This is a genomic window from Lentzea sp. NPDC060358 (assembly GCF_042725365.1).
GTDB lineage: Bacteria > Actinomycetota > Actinomycetes > Mycobacteriales > Pseudonocardiaceae > Lentzea.
Genome location: NZ_JBHXCW010000030.1, coordinates 1 through 14215 on the forward strand (window position 1 = coordinate 1; position 14215 = coordinate 14215).

General features: G+C 71.8%; 17 protein-coding genes. 5 read left to right on the forward strand and 12 right to left on the reverse strand.

What is annotated here, in order from left to right:
- The coding region (locus ACFWGZ_RS09300) for a phosphatase PAP2 family protein (RefSeq protein ID WP_382450991.1) at positions 1-581 on the reverse strand (581 nt) is incomplete at its 3' end.
- Between the two features lie 103 nt (positions 582-684).
- Here ACFWGZ_RS09300 and ACFWGZ_RS09305 point away from each other — a divergent pair.
- The 3 genes from ACFWGZ_RS09305 to ACFWGZ_RS09315 are packed head-to-tail and all read left to right on the forward strand — an operon-like array spanning position 685 to position 3088.
- On the forward strand, positions 685-1359 hold the full coding sequence (locus ACFWGZ_RS09305; protein WP_382450992.1) for a response regulator: 675 nt from the start codon (positions 685-687) through the stop codon (positions 1357-1359).
- Positions 1356-2702, forward strand: coding sequence for an ATP-binding protein (locus ACFWGZ_RS09310; protein WP_382450993.1), 1347 nt, complete (start codon positions 1356-1358; stop codon positions 2700-2702). The genes ACFWGZ_RS09305 and ACFWGZ_RS09310 overlap by 4 nt, the downstream gene beginning before the upstream one ends.
- Positions 2699-3088: a hypothetical protein gene (locus ACFWGZ_RS09315; RefSeq protein ID WP_382450994.1), complete on the forward strand. Its 390-nt coding sequence runs from the start codon at positions 2699-2701 to the stop codon at positions 3086-3088. The genes ACFWGZ_RS09310 and ACFWGZ_RS09315 overlap by 4 nt, the downstream gene beginning before the upstream one ends.
- Positions 3089-3100: 12 nt before the next feature.
- Here ACFWGZ_RS09315 and ACFWGZ_RS09320 read toward each other — a convergent pair whose 3' ends face one another.
- The 8 genes from ACFWGZ_RS09320 to ACFWGZ_RS09355 all read right to left on the reverse strand — a co-directional run bounded on the left by ACFWGZ_RS09320 (position 3101) and on the right by ACFWGZ_RS09355 (position 10096).
- On the reverse strand, positions 3101-3574 hold the full coding sequence (locus ACFWGZ_RS09320) for a DUF6985 domain-containing protein (RefSeq protein ID WP_382450995.1): 474 nt from the start codon (positions 3572-3574) through the stop codon (positions 3101-3103).
- 1 nt (position 3575) lies between these two features.
- Complete coding sequence (locus ACFWGZ_RS09325) at positions 3576-4397, reverse strand: shikimate dehydrogenase (protein WP_382450996.1); 822 nt, start codon at positions 4395-4397, stop codon at positions 3576-3578.
- Positions 4397-5614, reverse strand: a complete 1218-nt coding sequence (gene mltG, locus ACFWGZ_RS09330; protein WP_382450997.1) for an endolytic transglycosylase MltG — start codon at positions 5612-5614, stop codon at positions 4397-4399. Before mltG ends, ACFWGZ_RS09325 begins: the two co-directional genes overlap by 1 nt.
- Positions 5614-6099 (reverse strand): Holliday junction resolvase RuvX, encoded by a 486-nt coding sequence (gene ruvX, locus ACFWGZ_RS09335; protein ID WP_382450998.1) that lies wholly within the window; start codon positions 6097-6099, stop codon positions 5614-5616. Before ruvX ends, mltG begins: the two co-directional genes overlap by 1 nt.
- Positions 6086-8755 (reverse strand): alanine--tRNA ligase, encoded by a 2670-nt coding sequence (alaS, locus tag ACFWGZ_RS09340; protein WP_382450999.1) that lies wholly within the window; start codon positions 8753-8755, stop codon positions 6086-6088. The genes ruvX and alaS overlap by 14 nt, the downstream gene beginning before the upstream one ends.
- A 57-nt stretch (positions 8756-8812) precedes the next feature.
- Entirely contained in the window at positions 8813-9082 is a 270-nt protein-coding gene (locus ACFWGZ_RS09345) for a hypothetical protein (protein ID WP_382451000.1), read from the reverse strand.
- Positions 9079-9471: a DUF948 domain-containing protein gene (locus tag ACFWGZ_RS09350; protein WP_330851618.1), complete on the reverse strand. Its 393-nt coding sequence runs from the start codon at positions 9469-9471 to the stop codon at positions 9079-9081. The genes ACFWGZ_RS09345 and ACFWGZ_RS09350 overlap by 4 nt, the downstream gene beginning before the upstream one ends.
- Before the next feature lie 94 nt (positions 9472-9565).
- The gene (locus ACFWGZ_RS09355; RefSeq protein ID WP_382451001.1) at positions 9566-10096 is read right to left on the reverse strand and encodes a DinB family protein; all 531 of its coding nucleotides are present in this window, start codon (positions 10094-10096) and stop codon (positions 9566-9568) included.
- A 103-nt stretch (positions 10097-10199) separates the two neighbouring features.
- Between ACFWGZ_RS09355 and ACFWGZ_RS09360 the strand changes: the two genes are divergently transcribed.
- A complete protein-coding gene (locus ACFWGZ_RS09360; RefSeq protein WP_382451002.1) occupies positions 10200-10778 on the forward strand; it encodes a GNAT family N-acetyltransferase in 579 nt (192 codons plus the stop codon).
- On the opposite strand, the gene ACFWGZ_RS09365 is transcribed toward ACFWGZ_RS09360, so the two are convergent.
- Positions 10775-11410 (reverse strand): maleylpyruvate isomerase N-terminal domain-containing protein, encoded by a 636-nt coding sequence (locus ACFWGZ_RS09365; RefSeq protein WP_382451003.1) that lies wholly within the window; start codon positions 11408-11410, stop codon positions 10775-10777. The two genes, ACFWGZ_RS09360 and ACFWGZ_RS09365, sit on opposite strands and share 4 nt — an antisense overlap.
- Positions 11411-11437: 27 nt before the next feature.
- Positions 11438-12334, reverse strand: a complete 897-nt coding sequence (locus ACFWGZ_RS09370) for an alpha/beta hydrolase (protein WP_382451004.1) — start codon at positions 12332-12334, stop codon at positions 11438-11440.
- An 85-nt stretch (positions 12335-12419) separates the two neighbouring features.
- Here ACFWGZ_RS09370 and ACFWGZ_RS09375 point away from each other — a divergent pair, with 85 nt between their 5' ends.
- Positions 12420-12827 (forward strand): MarR family winged helix-turn-helix transcriptional regulator, encoded by a 408-nt coding sequence (locus tag ACFWGZ_RS09375; protein ID WP_382451005.1) that lies wholly within the window; start codon positions 12420-12422, stop codon positions 12825-12827.
- 21 nt (positions 12828-12848) lie between these two features.
- On the opposite strand, the gene ACFWGZ_RS09380 is transcribed toward ACFWGZ_RS09375, so the two are convergent.
- Positions 12849-14198 (reverse strand): replication-associated recombination protein A, encoded by a 1350-nt coding sequence (locus ACFWGZ_RS09380; RefSeq protein WP_382451006.1) that lies wholly within the window; start codon positions 14196-14198, stop codon positions 12849-12851.
- Positions 14199-14215 lie beyond the last annotated feature (17 nt).

Consider the following 14215-nt stretch of genomic DNA (forward strand, 5'->3'; position numbering starts at 1 on the left):
GCGCCGGGGTACGTCACCACCAGCCAGCACCCGCCCGCCGCGAGCACGGGCGGCACGACCAGCCCCGCGGTCCACCGGCGCAGCACCAGGAACGCGAGCGTCGAGACCAGCAGCGCCGCGCCGAGCGTGTCGCTGAACCGGTGCCAGCCGAGCGACACCGTCTCCGCCGCCACGGCCCCCGCCCCGAGCGCCCCCGGCACGGCCACGAGCAGCGCGAACCGCCGCGGCACCGCCATCGTCACCGCGACCACCGACGCGACGGCAGCCGTGGTGTGCCCGCTCGGGAAGCTGTTGTGCACGAGCACCGCGTTGTAGTCGAGCGGCGGCCGCACCAGCACGTGGAGCTTCAACACCTGCGCGAGCAGCACCGAACCGCCGAGCACGGCCAGCGGCGCGAACGACCTCCGGCGCGCGAGGAGGACCACGAGGACCGCGGCGAAGAGGACCACCACGTCCACGTCGGACGCCCACGACCGCTGGAGCGAGAGCTCGGGCAGCGCGGCGTTCTCCGCGCTCTGCCCGGACGACGTCCACACCAGCGCGAAGTACGTGAAGAGGAATCCCAGCAAGCTTCCTGCCATGCGGTCGAGATTCCGCGAGCCGCTCTACGGGAGCGTCCACGCCATGTCATGGTTGCGCTACAGATCGGGCACAGCCGCCATGACCTCGCGGATAATGGATCTCGTGGCGATGGTCTTGCTGGTCGAGGACGACCCGTCGGTGCGTGAGGGACTCGGGCTGGCGCTGCGCCGCCAGGGGCACGACGTCCGCGCGGCGGGAACAGGTGAGGAAGGCGTCGACCGGCTGCGCGAGTCCCGTCCCGACATCGTCGTCCTGGACATCATGCTGCCCGGCATCGACGGCTTCGAGACGTGCCGCCGGATGCGGGTGCAGGCCGAGGTGCCGATCATCATGCTCACCGCCCGCGGCGACGACTTCGACGTGGTCGCGGGCCTGGAGGCGGGCGCGGACGACTACGTGGTGAAGCCGGTCGAGCCGCGCGTGCTGGAGGCCCGCATCCGCGCGGTGCTGCGCCGGACCGTCTCCGAGCCGTCGAACGTCGAGCGGCACGGCACGCTGGTGATCGACCGGGCCGGCCTGCAGGTGCTGAAGAACGACGCCAAGGTCGCCCTCACGCCCACGGAGCTCAAGCTGCTGCTCGAGCTGTCCCGCACGCCCGGCCGCGTGCTGACCCGCCAGCAGATCCTCGAGGCGGTGTGGGAGCACGACTACCTCGGCGACTCCCGCCTGGTCGACGCGTGCGTCCAGCGGCTGCGCGCCAAGATCGAGGACGTCCCGTCCGAGCCGCGCCACGTCCACACCGTGCGCGGCTTCGGGTACCGCTTCGGCCCGCGATGAGGTCGGTGTTCCGCGGCCTGCGGCCCCGGCTGATGGCCGCGTTCCTGCTGCTGACGCTGCTGGGCGCGGTGGCGGCGGCGGGGGCCTCCTACGCGACGGCGCGCACGTTGCTGCTGGAGGACGCGCAGGACGGTTTCATGAACCCGATCGTCGACGACGTCCGCGACTACGCGCCCCGCCTGACCGTGCCGCCCTCGCAGCAGGACCTCGACGACTTCGCGTCGTTCCTGCGCGGCAAGGGCGTCGTGCTCTACGACGGCCTGCGGTCCCGCAGCGGTCCCGACCCGTCGTTCGTCCCGGCCGAGATGCGCACCGCGCTCCGGGACAGCGCGACGGTCCTCTGGCAGCGCCGCACCGACATGGCCGAGCCGTACGTCGTCGTCGGCATCCCGCTGCTGCACCCCGGCGGCGGCCGGACCGGCGTCGAGGTGTGGGCCGTGACGAGCCTGGGCGGGCCGCAGAGCGCCATCAACAGCTTCTCCACCGCCGCCTGGGTCGGTGTCAGCCTGGTGCTGCCGCTGGCCCTCGGGCTCGCCCTGTTCACCGCGCGCGGCGTGCTGCGCCCGGTCCGCCGGCTGGGCACCGCGGCGCGCGCCCTCGGTTCGGGGCGGCTCGACACCCGCGTGGACGAACGCGGCTCCGACGAGCTCTCCGACCTCGCCCGCACGTTCAACCGCGCCGCCGAGCAGCTGGAGGCCGCGCAGGCCGCCTCCCGCCGGTTCGTCGCCGACGTGTCGCACGAGCTGCGCACCCCGCTGACCGCGATGAACGCCGTGACGGCCGTGCTGGACGAGGACGCCGACACGCTGCCGCCCGACACCGCCGTCGCGGCCCGCCTGGTCTCCGCCGAGACCCGCAAGCTGACCCGCCTGGTCAACGACCTGATGGAGATCTCGCGGTTCGACGAGGGCCGCAACCTGCTCGAGCTCGACGACTGGGACATCGGCACGGCGGTGCGCGACACGCTGGCCGCCCGCGGCTGGACCACGTCGGTCGAGGCCGTGCTGCCGGAGGGCGTCGTCGGCAGGGTCGACCGCCGCCGCCTGGACGTCGTCGTGGCCAACCTCGTCGGCAACGCGCTGCGGCACGGCGGCGCCCCGGTCCGCGTCGAGGTGCGGCCCGGCGTCATCGAGGTGTCCGACCACGGCCCCGGCATCTCCGCCGAGGCGCTCCCCCACATCTTCGACCGCTTCTACAAGGCAGACACGGCCCGCTCCCGTTCCGAGGGCAGCGGACTGGGATTGGCGATCGCATGGGAGAACGCGCGCCTGCACGGCGGCACCATCGAGGCGGCCGGCGCGCCATCGGGCGGAGCGGTCTTCACCTTGCGCTTGCCCTGGTGACCCTCACCGCCTGCGGCATCCGCCCCACGCCCGTCCTGACCGGCGGCGAGGCCCCCACGGTCTCGTCGCACGAACTGACCGTCTACCTGGTGTCCGCGCAGGGCGACGAACTGGTCCGGCGCACCCGGTCCTACTCCGGCACCGTCGACACGGCCACCGCCATCAACCTCCTCGTCGCCGGCCTGACCGACGAGGAGAAGAAGCTCGGCCTGGTGACCGAGGTGCCCGCGTCGTCGTCGCGGGTCTACGCCGTCTCCAACGTCATCGTGCTGCCGGAGGACATGCTGAAACTGTCGAAGATGGCGCAGTTCCAGCTCTACTGCACGGCCATCGCGAGCCGCGCGAAGGTGGAGGGCGTGCCGCCGACCGACCTCGACTGTCCCTGACGGGCGCGGTCCTCAGTCGGTGAGGTGGCCGTCGTACGGCCCGACCCTCGTCACGGTCCTGCCCTCGCGGAGCACGAGCTGCAAGCCGTGCTCTTCCTCCCAGGAGCACTCGCACTCGATGGAGACGTAGACCGGGGTGCCCTCGCCGGCGCGCAGCACGGACACCTCGTGGCGGTCGAAGGTGACGTGGTTCCAGACCTCGTCAGGACCTTCGATGCGCGGGAAGCCGTCGAAGCCCTCGCCGAACGCCTCCAGGATTTCGCTGTAGTAGGCGAAAGCGGCCGGCGCCGCCGCCGTGAGCGTTTCGGGGGTGAGGGCCAGGAACGTGCCGATGGCGGCGTGGAACTCCTCCGGCGCGTCGTCGTCCTCGTAGCCCTCCAGGACGAAGGGCAGGGACCGGCCGCCGAAGAGCGGCACCGGGACCGGTGCGCTCACCAGCGTCCCGTAGTCGCTTTCGGAGACGGTGCCGAGACCGGGGACCTCCACGTCACCCGTCCCGCCGGGCCAGCTCGGCGGCGAGCGCCTCGCGCATCACGTCCTGCGGCGCGGGCATGCCGGTGAACTGCTCCACCTGCCCGAACGCCTGGTGCAGCAGCATGTCCAGGCCGGTCGCGAGACGCGCGCCCGACTCCTGCACGGCCGCGGCGACCGGGGTCGGCCACGGGTGGTAGATCACGTCCAGCACGTACGGCGCCCGCGCGAGCGCCGGGGCCAGCGGCACCGTGGCCTGCGCGGGCACGGTCGACACCAGCACGTCCGACGCGCCCGCCAGCACGGCGAGGTCCACGACGGACAGGTCGAGCACGTCCACCTCAACGCCGACCCGCGCCGCGGTCCCGACGGCCTCGCTCGCGCGCGAAAGATCCCGCACCGCCAGGGAAACCGACTTCACGCCCAGCTCGGCGAACGCGGCCAGGACGGCCGTGGCCGTGCCGCCCGCACCGATCACGACACCGTGGGAGCCGCCGGAGAAACCCTGTTCCCGCAACGCCCCCACGACACCGTCCACATCGGTGCAGTCGGCGTGCCAGCCCGATTCGGTGCGCACCAGCGTGTTCGCGGCACCCACGGCCGCGGCGCGGTCCGTCACCGACGAGGCGACCGCCAGCGCGGCGCGCTTCGTCGGCATCGTGCAGGACAGGCCCGCCCACTCCGGTCCCAGCGAGGAGACCAGAGCGGGCACACCGGCTTCGGCGCACTCCAGGCGCGTGTACTCCCAGTCGAGGCCCAGCGCGGCGTACGCGGCGTTGTGCAGCACCGGGGAGAGCGAGTGCTCGATCGGCGATCCGATCACCGCCGCCCTGCGCACTAGTACACGCCCTCCTTCTGGGCCTTCTGGTCCTTCGCGTTGTGCTCGTCGAGCGTGGTCGAGAAGCACGACGTGCCGTTCTCCTGGCACTTCACGAAGAACAGGATGTCGCCGCCCTCCGGCTTGAGCGCCGCGGCGATGGCCTGCTGCGACGGCGAGCCGATCGGCGTCGGGGTGAGCCCGAACGCCTCGTAGGTGTTGTACGGGCTGTCCGACTTCCGGTTCTCGTCCGAGGTCCGGATGTGCGGCTGGTTCAGCAGGTAGTTGACCGTGGAGTCGAACTGCAGCTTCATGCCGATCTTCTGGCGGTTGTAGATGACCTGCGAGACCTTGGTGAAGTCCGGCTCGATCGCTTCCTTCTCGATCAGGGACGCGATGACGAGGATCTCGTACGGCCGGAAACCGGTGTTCATCGTGCCGGCGGGGATGCCCGCGCCCTGCAGCTTCTGCGCGGACGAGACGATGATGCTGCGGATCAGCTCGACGGCGGAGACGCCCGGCTTGACCTGGTACACGCCGCGCATGATCAGGCCCTCGAGGCGGAACTGCGGCTCGGCCTTCTTCACGTCGGCCAGCGCCCAGTCGGGGACGCCGAGGGCGACCGGGTCGGTCTGCTCGGCGGCCGCCTTGATCTCGTCCACGGACAGGCACTTCTTCTGGCCGTCCTTCTCCGTGCAGCTCGCAGCGGCGAGCTGGGAGTAGATGCCGGGGACGGTCTTGCCGTTGGCCTGGATGTCGGTGAGCTTCAGGCCGCCGACGATCTGGACGGCCGGGACGCGGGTCTTCGGGTCGATCATGCGGGCCACGGCTTCCTGACCCGACATCTTCGTCTTCATCAGGTAGAAGCCCGGCTGGATCGACGTCACGCGGGCGTCGGTCTTGCTGGCCTCGGTGAAGGCGCGGGCGGAGGCGATGACGCCGTTGTCGTACAGGGTGGACGCGATCTTGCTGACCACGTCGCCGTCCGAGACCTCGACGATCGCGTCGGTCTCGCCGGCCCCGGCGAAGTCGTCGTAGGAGCCGATGCCGCGCAGCTCACGGTAGCCGTAGTAGGCGCCGCCCATGCCCACGGCGAGGACCGCGGCCACGACGAGCCACAGGACCGTCTTCTTGCGCTTCTTCGCCTTGGCGCGCGCCTTGTCCCGCTCGCGATCGCGCTTGAGCGGACGGCGTTCGTCCGCTTCGGGGTCGGTGAACAACCCGAGGTCGTCGCTCACTACTCGTCCTTTCGGGCGGCCAGGAACCGTGCCCGTGCGTCCAGCCAAGACTGCAGGATCTCGACAGCGGCGGCCTGGTCGACCACGGCACGCTGCTTCTTGCCCTTCACACCGCGCTGCGCCAGCACCCGGCTCACCACGACCGTGGTCAGCCGTTCGTCGCTGAACCTGACCGGCACGGGGTCGACCCGTGCGGCCAGAGCGGCAGCGTACGTGGTCGCCGCCTCGGCGGCGGGGCCGTGCCTGCCCGCCAGCGTCTTGGGCAGGCCGACGACGACCTCGACCACGTCATGCTCGGCGACGAGACGTACGAGCTCGGTGAGGTCCGAGCCCCGCTTCTCGTCACGTTGCAGGGTAACCAGCGGAGTCGCCAGGAACGCACTCGGATCGCTGAGGGAAATTCCCACGCGGACCGATCCGACGTCGACGCCGAGCCTGCGGCCCAGGCCCGGATCGTCGACACCGGGTGAGTCAGTGCTGCTCAAGCACCTTGTCCAGTTCGTTCGTGAGGGCCGTGATGGCCTCGGGCACGCCACCGGGGTTGGTGCCACCGCCCTGGGCCAGGTCCGGCTTGCCGCCGCCGCGGGCGGCGATGGCCGGGCCGAACACCGGGACGAGCTTGCCGGCGGCGAGCCCCAGGTCGCGGGCGGCGGCCGTGGTGGCGACCACGAAGCTCACCTTGTCGCCGTCGACCGAGAACAGGGCCACCACGCCGGGCTTGCTCCCGAGGCGGTTGCGGACCTCGCCACCGAGCGTGCGCAGGTCGTTGCCCGACACGCCTTCGAGGCCCAGGGCCACGAGCGAGAGACCGCGGACGTCGAGGGCCTTGTCGGCCAGCGACCCGGCGTTGCCGAGCAGCTGGGCGGCGCGGACCTTCTCGAGCTCCTTCTCGGCGGACTTCAGGCGCTCGACGAGCGACTCGATCCGCTCGGGCAGGCCCTCGGAACCGACCTTGAGCATGTCGGAGAGGTTCTGCACGATGGCGCGTTCCTTGGCGAGGAACCGCATGGCCTCGATGCCGACGTAGGCCTCCAGGCGGCGCACGCCGGAGCCGACGGACGACTCGCCGAGCAGCGTGATCGGGCCGATCTGCGACGAGTGCTCGACGTGCGTGCCACCGCAGAGCTCACGCGACCAGGGGCCGCCGATCTCGACGACGCGCACCGTCTCGTCGTAGGTCTCGCCGAACAGGGCGACGGCGCCCATGTCCTGGGCACCGGCCATGTCCGTGTAGACGACGGCGACCGGGAGGTCCTTGCGCACGGCCAGGTTGGAGACCTCCTCGATCTCCGACTTGGCCTCGGTGGACAGGCCACCGGTCCAGGCGAAGTCGAGGCGCAGGTAGCCGGGCTTGTTGTACGAGCCGCTCTGCAGGGCCGACGGGCCGAGCACCTGGCGCAGGGCGGCGTGCACGACGTGCGTGCCCGAGTGGCCCTGCCGGGCGCCGACGCGCCACTCCTGGTCGACGCGGGCCTCGACCTGCTCGCCCTCGGCGACCTCGCCGGAGACGACGCGCACCTGGTGAACCCACAGCTTGCGGGCGACCTTCTGCACGTCGAGCACCTCGAGCTCGGCGTTGCCGGTGACGATCGTGCCGGCGTCGGACTCCTGGCCGCCGGACTCGGCGTAGAGCGGCGTGCGGTCGAGGACGACCTCGACGATGTCGCCCTCGCGGGCCGACTTCACGCGGGCGCCGCCCAGCACGATGCCGCGCAGCGTGGCCTCGGAGGCGAGCTCGGTGTAGCCGGTGAACTCGGTCGGGCCCTGCTCCAGCAGCTCGCGGTACACCGACTGGTCGCCGTGGCCGGTCTTCTTGCCGGCGGCGTCGGCCTTGGCGCGGGCGCGCTGCTCGGCCATCAGCTTGCGGAAGCCGTCCTCGTCGACCGTCAGCCCGGCCTCGGAGGCCATCTCCAGCGTCAGGTCGATCGGGAAGCCGTAGGTGTCGTGCAGCTGGAAGGCCTTGTCGCCGGGCAGCGTGGCGCGGCCGTCGGACTTCACCTCGGCGGCGGCGTTCTCGAAGATCCGCGAGCCGGAGTCGAGCGTGCGGAGGAACGTGTCCTCCTCGGCCTTGAGCACCTGCTGGATGCGGGCGAACCCGCTGACCAGCTCGGGGTAGGCCTCGCCCATCGAGTCGCGGACGACCTCGGCGAAGGTCTGCAGCACCGGCTCGGTCACACCCAGCAGGCGCGAGCTGCGGATGATGCGGCGCAGCAGGCGGCGCAGCACGTAGCCGCGGGCCTCGTTGCCGGGCGTGACGCCGTCGCCGACCAGCAGCACGCCGCTGCGGGCGTGGTCGGCGATGACGCGGAAGCGGACGTCGTCGGTCTCGCTGGCGCCGTACTTGCGGCCGGAGAGCTCCTCGGCCTTGTTGATGACGGCGCGGACGAGGTCGGTCTCGTAGACGTTGTCGACGCCCTGCAGCAGGTAGGCGACGCGCTCGACGCCCATGCCGGTGTCGATGTTCTTCGACGGCAGCTCGCCGAGGACCGGGTAGTCCTTCTTGGCACCGCCCTCGCCGCGGATGTTCTGCATGAAGACGAGGTTCCAGATCTCCAGGTACCTGTCCTCGTCGACGACCGGGCCGCCCTCCTTGCCGTAGGCGGGGCCGCGGTCGTAGTAGATCTCCGAGCAGGGGCCGCACGGGCCGGGCACGCCCATGGACCAGAAGTTGTCCTCGACGCCGCGGCGCTGGATGCGCTCCAGCGGCATGCCGGCGACCTTCTGCCACAGCTCGATGGCCTCGTCGTCGGTCTCGTAGACCGTCACCCAGATGCGCTCGGGGTCGAAGCCGTAGCCGCCGTCGTCCTGGGACTTGGTGATCAGCTCCCAGGCGAGTCGGATGGCGTCTTCCTTGAAGTAGTCGCCGAGCGAGAAGTTGCCGGCCATCTGGAAGAACGTGAGGTGGCGCGTGGTCTTGCCGACCTCGTCGATGTCGGGCGTGCGCACGCACTTCTGGATGCTCGTCATCCGCGGGGCGGGCGGCGGGGCCTCGCCGAGGAAGTACGGCTTGAACGGCACCATGCCGGCGTTGACGAACAGCAGGTTGGGGTCGTCGAGCAGCAGCGAGGCGCTGGGAATGTACTTGTGCCCGGCGTTCTCGAAGTGCTCGCGGAAGCGCTTGATGATCTCGTGGGTCTGCACGGGAAGTCCTCGGGGGTGTTGCCGGTGGTTGTCAGGGCACGCGAACGAGGCGAACGACTAGTGCTTGCCGTTCGCCCTGGGCGCTCGGCGCCCCGGCGTGAATCCCGTCTGACGTTCCACGGTCTCGTGCAACTCCTGTTCCCGTTCGGCCATTCCCGCGCGCACCTCGGCGCCGAAGGAACCGAGGGCGCCCGCGAGCTCGCGCAGGCCTTCTCCCACGTTAGCGCCGATGCCGGCGGGAGTCGCCTGCTTTGTCACCTCGGCGGCCTTCTTCGCGACGAAGAGGCCCGCGGCGGCACCCAGGCCGAACCAGAAGAGGCGGCTCATCGCGAACCTCGCCTCGGACGGCGCTTGGCGTGCTTGTTGGGCTGCTCGGCGGCCTTGCGGCGCGCCTTGACGGCCTTGCTCACGCCGTAGGACAGCGCGGCGGCCTTGACCAGCGGGCCGCCGAGGGTGGCGGTGAACAGGCTGGTGAGCGCGGAGACGTTGCCCGTGACGGCGCGCGCGTTGGCGGTGATGCCGTCGACGCGCTCGAGCTGCGTGTTCACGTGCGTGAGCGTCGTGTTGGCCTCGGTGAACAACGGGTCCGTGTTCTCGTGGGCCTTGCGCATCGCGATCGTCGCTTCGTCGAAGAAGCGCGCGGCCTTGAAGGCCGGGATCGCCAGCAGCAGCACGAGCAGCACGAAGGCACCGGCGGCGAGCCACCCTGGCGACACGGATCCTCCTGGTGAACCGGTGTTCTGGCTTGGATTGGGGATGAGGTTACCGGGTGGGTCCGACACCCAGCCGATCGGCACCGGGTGTTGATCTTCAGCGGCCGGTGGCGCCGTCGATCCGCTCGCGCAGGACGCCGGTGTTGCCCGCGTGCCGGGCGGTCTCGGCGGTCATGTGCGCGAGGAGCCGGCGCAGCGACATGCGGTGGCCGTCGACCGGGATCGCCAGGAACGCCTCCGGGTCGCCAGCGGCCTCGATCGCCCGGTCGCTCTCCTCGATCGCGGCGCGGTGGTCGTCGAGCACCTCCGCGGCGCTCCGGTCGAGCGGCACGGTCGCGCCCGGCTCGGCCTCCCCTGGCCGCTCGCCGCCCGCGAGGTGGTGGCGGAACCAGCCGCGCTCGGTCTCGGCGAGATGCCGGACGAGGCCGAGGATCGACGTGCCTCTGCCGACGAGCCGGCGGCGCAGCTGCTCCTCGGTGAGGCCTTCGGCCTTCTTGAGCACGCAGTGGCGCTGGTACCCGAGGAACGCGCGCGCGACGTCGAGCTCGCCCGTGTCGATGCGGGGCCGCCGGTTCGCGCCGGGTCTGCGACATGGCGTCCGACGTACGGGAGTGTGAGGAATGCTCATTGACGCCGGCCGTCACAGGCTGTGAAATACCGGTCACACAGGGCTTGACACCGCAGCCTCGCGCCCTGATCCCCGGCAACCCCGAAGTGACGCAGGAGGCCTCGTGAAGCCGGTGTCGCACCTGGACTCCTACCGCAGGGACACCAGGGCGCAGGCGCCCCCGGTGCCGGACCTGGGCGAGCCGTGGCGGGCCCGCCTCGCCCGCGCCGACGGCTACGACCTGCACCTGGTGCACCGCTGGAACCAGGCGCCGCACGTGGCGGCGTTCTGGCGGCGGGCGTGGTCGCTGCCGCGGTGGGAGCGCCGCCTCGCGCACCACCTGGCGGGCGACGACGTGCGGCCGCTGCTGATCGCCTGGCACGGCCGCCCGGTGATCTACGCCGAGGTGTACCGGGCGGCCCGCGACGCGCTCGCCCAGTGCTACCCGGCGCGCCCGCACGACCTGGGCCTGACCCTCGCGGTCGGCGAGCTCGCGCTGACCGACCGCGGGCTGGTGCGCTCGCTGCTGCCCCGGCTCACCGACGCGCTGTTCGAGGCGGACCCGCACTGCACGCGGATCGTGGTGGAGCCGGACGTGCGCGATGAGCGCACCATCAGGTCGTTCGAGGCCGGTGGGTTCACGGCCGCGGACGAGATCATGTTGTCGGGCAAGTTCGCCCTGCTGATGGTCTGCAAGCGTTAGAACGCGGTGATGTCCCGCGGTGCGCGTTCCTTGCGGCTGAGCGCGCGCACCAGGTCGATGGCGCGGTGCTTGTCGAGCGCCATGCGGGTCAGCAGGCCGATCACCGCCTCGTTCACCGCGCGCGGGAACTCCGGCGTGTCCACGCCGACGCTCACCGCGAGGTCGTCGGAGTGCACGACGAGCTCCATCAGGCGGCTGAGCAGGTACTCGTCGAGCGGCACCGCCCACGGTCCCCAGTGCGGCATCCGCACGGGCCGGTTGTCGCTGCCGGGCAACGACTTCCCGAGCTCGTCGAGGGTGCGCCCGACCTCGTCGCACAGCGCGGCGTGGCCGCCCGAGGCGAGCTTCTCGCCGCCCGCGCGGATGCGGGTGTGGAAGTCGGAGTCGACGTCGAGGTCGGTCCAGCCGGCCCGCGCGTAGTGCTCCGCCAGCGGCACGACCGGCTCGTCGCCGACCGGCGCGGAGAGCATCGACGGCAGCGGCAGCACCTGGTAGGAGAGGTGGCCCGCCAGGCCGCTGACGCCGAACCCGGGCAGTGCGCTCGGCCCGTCCCAGTTCCTCGCCACCTCGTCGCGGCACAGGAGGCCGAGCGCGGTGCGGGCCGCGGTCAGGAAGTCTTCTCTGGTCGTCACTCCCCGAAGCTACTCGGGGAGCAGGGGTCAGAGGTGGGTCTCGTAGAAGCCGGCCAGCCGGTCGACCGCGGCGTCGACGTGCTCGGGCACGTCGTACATCTCGTAGTGCCCGGCGCCCTCGACGACCATGAGGTCGACCGGGTTGGGCGCCGCCCTCCACAGCCGCAGGCCGGCGTCGTAGCTGCCGGTGTTGCCCTTGCGGCCGGCGAGCACGACCTGCAGCGGCTGGGTCAGCAGCGGGTCGACGAGGTGGAACGGGTCGTAGCCCAGCAGCAGCGCGTCGCCGCGGGCCAGGCGGCGGTTGGTGGAGTGCTCGCTCCAGCCGCGCGCGGTGCGGTAGTAGGTGATCGCCTGGGTCGTGTCGAGGTCGGTCGGGCCGGCCTCCTCCAGGGTGTCGGGCAGCCAGTTCAGCCGGGTCTGCTCGCCGGTGCGGTTCTCCTCGGTGCGCGCGGCGGCGAGGGCATCGAGGGCGGCGGCCGGCCCGTCCGGCTGGAAGCCGCGGAACGCCTCGCCCATGTCGGTGGCGACGACGGTGCCGACGGCCTTGATCCGGTGGTCCGTGCGGGCGGTGTGCACGGCGTAGCCGCCGCCGGCGCAGATGCCGAGGACGCCGATGCGGTCCGGATCGACGCCGGGGACCGCGGACAGCGCGTCGATCGCGAAGGAGATGTCCTCGCCGCGGCGGTACGGGTCTTCGAGGTCGCGGGGCTCGCCGCCGCTGCGCCCCTGGTGGGCGGGGTCGAAGACGAGCGCCGTGATGCCGCGGGCGGCGAGGCGGGACGCGTAGTTGGCGCCGATCTGCTCCTTGACGCTGCTGCCGGGCGTGGCGAGCACGACGGCACGGGGCGTGGCGTGCTCCCCGGGCAGGTGGAGGTCGGCCGCGAGCTCGAACGGCCCGCGCGGGATCGGGAGGTGGCGGATCACGGGTGACCTTTCGCGTACAGTTCGTTCAAGAACACCACTAGTACACTTCTGGACTAGTTCCGAACGGTACCACATCGGGAGAGTCATGCCGGTTGACGCCGCCGGGCTGTGGACGCTGAACCACCGCCTGCTGACCGTCGTCCTCGACGCCTGCACCACCGAACTGACGGCGCTCGGCCTGGACCCGAAGGAGTTCTTCGTCCTGGCCGAGGCGCCGGCGTCGCCGTACCCGGCCGAGCTGGCGGCGACGCTGGTGATCCCGAAGGCGACCATGACGGTCTACGTGCGCAACCTCGTCGCGAAGGGGTTCATGCGCCGCGAGATCGACGACGCGGACCTGCGCCGGCACCGGCTCGTGCTGACCGAGCAGGGCGAGGCCGCGCGCACGGCCGCGTTGACCGCGCTCGCGGCGGAGTTCGACCGCAGGCTCACCCGGATCTCGGCGCGCGACCGCGGCGAGCTGGAACGGATCCTGCTGGAACTGCTCGGCTGACCATCGCGCCCGCGGGCGCGCTCACTCGCCCCGGATCACCCGGCGCAGCTTCGGCAACCGCTCCGCCACCGCGCGTTCGGCACCGCGGCCGGTCGGCTCGTAGTAGTCGCGTCCCACCAGGTCGTCCGGCGCGTACTGCTGCGTCAGCACGCCCTCCGGGACGTCGTGCGGGTAGCGGTACCCCTGCGCGTTGCCCAGCTTCGCCGCGCCCGCGTAGTGCCCGTCGCGCAGATGTGCCGGCACGGCGCCGATCGCGCCCTTGCGGACGTCCTCGATCGCGCCGTAGATGGCCGTGGTGACCGCGTTCGACTTCGGCGCGGTGGCGAGGTGGATCGTGGCCTGCGCGAGGTTCAGCGCGCACTCCGGCAGCCCGATGAGCTGCACGGCCTGCGCCGCCGCCACGCACGTCTGCAACGCCGTCGGGTCGGCCATGCCCACGTCCTCGCTGGCGTGGATCACGAGCCGCCGCGCGATGAACCTCGGGTCCTCGCCCGCCTCGATCATGCGCGCGAGGTAGTGCAGGGCCGCGTCGACGTCCGAGCCGCGGATCGACTTGATGAACGCCGACGTCACGTCGTAGTGCTGGTCGCCGTCGCGGTCGTAGCGGACCGCCGCCTTGTCCACGGTGGACTCCAGCAGCGCCAGCGTGATCACGCCGTCGTTGGACGCGAGCGCCGAGTCGGCCGCCGCCTCCAGCGCGGTCAGCGACCGGCGCGCGTCGCCGCCCGCCAACCGGATCAGGTGGTCCTCGGCGTCGGGCTCGACGGTGACCTTCCCGCCCAGGCCGCGCTCGTCGGACACGGCGCGCCGGATCACCGACCGCACGCCGTCGTCGGTCAGCGACCTGAGCTGCAGCACGAGCGAGCGCGACAGCAGCGGGGAGACGACCGAGAAGAACGGGTTCTCCGTCGTGGCCGCCACCAGCAGCACGATCCGGTCCTCGACCGCGCCGAGCAGCGCGTCCTGCTGGGTCTTGGAGAACCGGTGCACCTCGTCGATGAACAGCACGGTCGCCTCGCCCGAGCGCACCAGGCGCCGGCGGGCCTCGTCGATGACCGCGCGCACCTCCTTGACGCCCGCGGACAACGCCGACAGCGCCACGAACCGGCGCCCGGTCGCCTTCGAGACCAGGGTCGCGAGCGTGGTCTTGCCGGTGCCGGGAGGGCCGTAGAGCATCACCGACGCCGGGGTGGCGCCCTCGACCAGGCGGCGCAGCGGCGCGCCCGGCCCGAGCAGGTGGTCCTGGCCGACGACCTCGTCCAGCACGGCCGGACGCATCCGCACGGCCAGCGGGGCGTTGGCCGCGATGCGCTCGGCCTTCTCCTCGTCGGTCGCGCCGAAGAGGCCCTCGTCGAACAGACCCTCGCTCATGCGTTCGAGCCTAGTTG

Coding starts and splice junctions, on each gene's coding strand:
- ACFWGZ_RS09310 (WP_382450993.1), top strand. CDS start 1,356: ATGAGGTCGGTGTTCCGCGGCCTGCGGCCCCGGCTGATGGCCGCGTTC.
- ACFWGZ_RS09375 (WP_382451005.1), top strand. CDS start 12,420: ATGCCGGTTGACGCCGCCGGGCTGTGGACGCTGAACCACCGCCTGCTG.
- ACFWGZ_RS09345 (WP_382451000.1), bottom strand. CDS start 9,082: ATGAGCCGCCTCTTCTGGTTCGGCCTGGGTGCCGCCGCGGGCCTCTTC.
- ACFWGZ_RS09355 (WP_382451001.1), bottom strand. CDS start 10,096: ATGAGCATTCCTCACACTCCCGTACGTCGGACGCCATGTCGCAGACCC.
- ACFWGZ_RS09380 (WP_382451006.1), bottom strand. CDS start 14,198: ATGAGCGAGGGTCTGTTCGACGAGGGCCTCTTCGGCGCGACCGACGAG.